This window comes from Shewanella hanedai (genome assembly GCF_007197645.1).
In the GTDB taxonomy this organism is placed as follows: Bacteria; Pseudomonadota; Gammaproteobacteria; order Enterobacterales; family Shewanellaceae; genus Shewanella; species Shewanella hanedai.
In genome coordinates this window covers 1-3,192 of sequence record NZ_VKGK01000067.1, presented here as the reverse complement: position 1 = coordinate 3,192, position 3,192 = coordinate 1, and the positions used below count along the sequence as shown (strand labels likewise).

3 protein-coding genes are annotated in these 3,192 nt (G+C 42.1%); 2 read left to right on the top strand and 1 reads right to left on the bottom strand.

The annotated features are described in order from the left end of the window. Positions 1-561: 561 nt before the first annotated feature. Positions 562-1,122 (bottom strand): D-glycero-beta-D-manno-heptose 1,7-bisphosphate 7-phosphatase, encoded by a 561-nt coding sequence (gene gmhB / locus FN961_RS25555; RefSeq protein ID WP_144042960.1) that lies wholly within the window; start codon positions 1,120-1,122, stop codon positions 562-564. Between the two features lie 188 nt (positions 1,123-1,310). On the opposite strand from gmhB, the gene FN961_RS25550 reads away from it, so the two are divergent. Then, on the top strand, positions 1,311-2,636 hold the full coding sequence (locus tag FN961_RS25550) for an aminopeptidase P N-terminal domain-containing protein (RefSeq protein ID WP_144042959.1): 1,326 nt from the start codon (positions 1,311-1,313) through the stop codon (positions 2,634-2,636). Positions 2,637-2,816: 180 nt separating this feature from the next. Beyond that, the gene (locus FN961_RS25905; protein ID WP_185972887.1) at positions 2,817-2,981 is read left to right on the top strand and encodes a hypothetical protein; all 165 of its coding nucleotides are present in this window, start codon (positions 2,817-2,819) and stop codon (positions 2,979-2,981) included. Positions 2,982-3,192 lie beyond the last annotated feature (211 nt).

Below are 3,192 nucleotides of genomic sequence, written 5' to 3'. Positions count from 1 at the left end.
CTTATAAAAGAGATTCGTTGAGATAATTTTTGATTGTCTCAAAAGAGACAATTTCGAATAACTCAACACCTGTGAGTGCCCACACAGATTACTTGATAAATTGTTAAAGAGCGTTGCACTTAGTAGTGCGGCCGTTGACGCTAGGTCGTTGGCTTGGGATGCGTATTTTACGTATTCCCTTTTCTGCGTCAAGTCCTTTTTTAATATTTAGTTTCGAATGATGCTTTCTTATACAAGCGCGTTCAAACCAAACTAAATAAGACTCAATGCGAAGATTTCTTATTAAGAAACGCTTCATCAACACTGCGATTAATATCATATCGATATCAACTCTGCCGTGTCAGTGATTGCGGATTATAGGGAATTTATAACCAAGCACAAGCGCTTTTTTCTATTTAAACGCCGAGTGAATAGTTAACAAGCAGAATGGTTAGTTTTTGAATAATACCCGTATATAAAGCCAACAAAAAAGCACCAAGAGGTTATTGGTGCTTTAAGTCTTTACTCATTTATCGTCAGACTAAGCCGTATTGACTGACAATAGAATACCAACCAGCATTACTAGAGGCTTTTTAAATATTCAGGGACATCTGCAATCGAGTCAAGCACAATGCTAGCTTCAGCAATCGCTTCTTCAGTCACCTCTTTACCTGTACGCACTAAAATTCTAATTGGGATACCAGCAGCTTTAGCGGCAAGCATATCGTCACGCTTATCTCCAACCATCACAGATTGACTCAGATCTAATTTCAAGAATTCTGCTGCTGATAGCATCATACCAGGCTTTGGCTTACGGCAATCGCAATCTTGCTTATAGTCACCAATGCCCTTTTCAGCATGATGTGGGCAATAATAGATACCATCGAAATCGATACCTTTATCTGCAAAGTTCCAATCCATCCACTCTGTTAAGGTATGAAATTGATCTTCTGTATAGAGGCCGCGTGCAATACCTGACTGATTAGTCACAACTGCCAGTTTAAATCCCATCTCTTTTATCGAGCGACAGGCATCAAATACGCCTTCGACGTATTCAAAATCATCAACCATATGAACATAACCATGATCAATATTAATCACACCATCTCTATCTAAAAAAACTGCTCGACTCACGAGTTTCACTCCCAAAAATTATCTGCTGACATTATCCCACCCATCGCCATAAATTGCACCGCTAATCTCATTGACGTTAAACAGCAGGATTGAAATGAATAAAATATACAAATATAGTACAGATAATCACAGAACTAATACCTGTCATCTACCGAGCTCACTTTTTACAGAGTAGCTGAAGCAATGAGCCTATATTTATGAACATGACCTTATATGAAAGCAGACGAACAGCCCTTCTCAATACTCTTCCCGATAATAGTTTTGTCATTCTCAGTGGCTATCAGCAAAAAGTCAGAAGTAAAAACATAAAGTATCACTTCAGACAAGATAATGACTTCTTATACTTAACTGGATTTAATGAGCCCGATGCTGTCGCTATTTTATATACGGATAACAATGCTGACAGAGGTTATCGCTATGCTTTACTTTGTCGTCCGAAAGATGAAGCCCAAGAAGTCAGCTTTGGTGAGCGAGCAGGGATCACTGGCGCGATTACCCTGTATGGCGCAGACGATGCTTTCGATATTGCCGAACTCGAACAGGTTGTTCTGTCTAAACTCAACAAACACACCAACCTCTTTATCAGCGATGAACTTAATCGGTTCGCCACTCAAATAACAGGCTGGTTAAATCACCAAAGACGCAACAGCGGTTTCGATATTATCAAGCAATACCGCACCCTAACTCCACTTGCAAAATACTTACACCCCATGCGCGTGATTAAAAGCGAAGATGAAATTGCTCAGATAAAAGCAGCGGTTGCCGCCTCTACCGCTGGACACCTTAGTGTCATGCAAGCCTGTAAGCCTGGAATTAATGAAGGGCTTTTATCTGCCACGTTTAACTTTGCTATCTCAAAATACGGTTGTACTGAAGTCGCCTACCCTAATATCGTCGCAGCGGGTAATAATGCCTGCTGCTTACATTATGAAGACAGTTGCTGTGATTTAGTCGATGGTCAAATATTGCTTATCGATGCTGGCGGAGAACTTGCCCACTATGCTTCTGACATTACTCGCAGTTATCCGGTCAATGGTAAGTTCAGCAACGCACAAAAAGCGATTTATCAATTAGTGCTAAGTGCACTTGATGCCGCCATCGCTAAAGTCGCTCCCGACGCTGCTTGGAACACACTTTATGAAACCTGTATGGAAGTCATGGCCAAAGGCCTGCTTGAACTTGGTTTATTGAGTGGCACTATTGAAGAAGTGATGCACACCGAAAGTTATAAGCGTTTCACAGTGCATAAAACAGGTCATTGGTTGGGGATGGATGTACACGATGTGGGCCCATATCATGATGAAAACGGCGAGTGGCGTAAGTTTGAGCCTGGCATGGTGTTCACCATAGAACCAGGGATCTACATTCCACTTTCAGCAACCGATGTACCAGCAGAATACCGCGGTATGGGGATACGTATCGAAGACGACATTCTGGTTACTCAACATGGCCATGAAAACCTGTCTGTTCACATTCCAAGAACCGTCGATGAGATTGAAACGGTTATGTCAGCCAACGAGTAATTTGCACCTTGCCAGATAGCAAGTTTCAAATATCTTTTGAGTTGGGTTCATTGGGCTGAATTGGTATTTGATTATTACCTGATAAGCATAGCTTCGTTGATATCTATTGCTTGCAGAATGTGTTGTATATGGATATACGAATGTCGTGATCACACGGATGTGAATGAACGACCCTTATGTGTGAATACTTCTGCGGGACGCGGTGAAGCCATCCTTGGCCGCTCTGCGGTTTCCAATAACTTCCATGTTAAACAGCCAGTTCGATATCCCTATCTCTCGTTCGAAGAGTTTCACTATGTGAAACCTCACCCTGTCACCAACGCCCACAGCCGCATTCACACCTGATTGTTTATCTCTTCGACTCAACTTCTAATGATTTAAACGACAAAGTCCCTTGGTGATCACAGGCTTAAAGCGCTTACTCTAAGCCATAAATGTCGGATAGGCGGCACTTGTTACCAAGTACCGCCCTCCTAAGAACCGTACATGCAACTTTCACTGCATACGGCTCAAGCCTCCACTAAGGCGTATTCTGTTACCCAGCACCCTATATTGC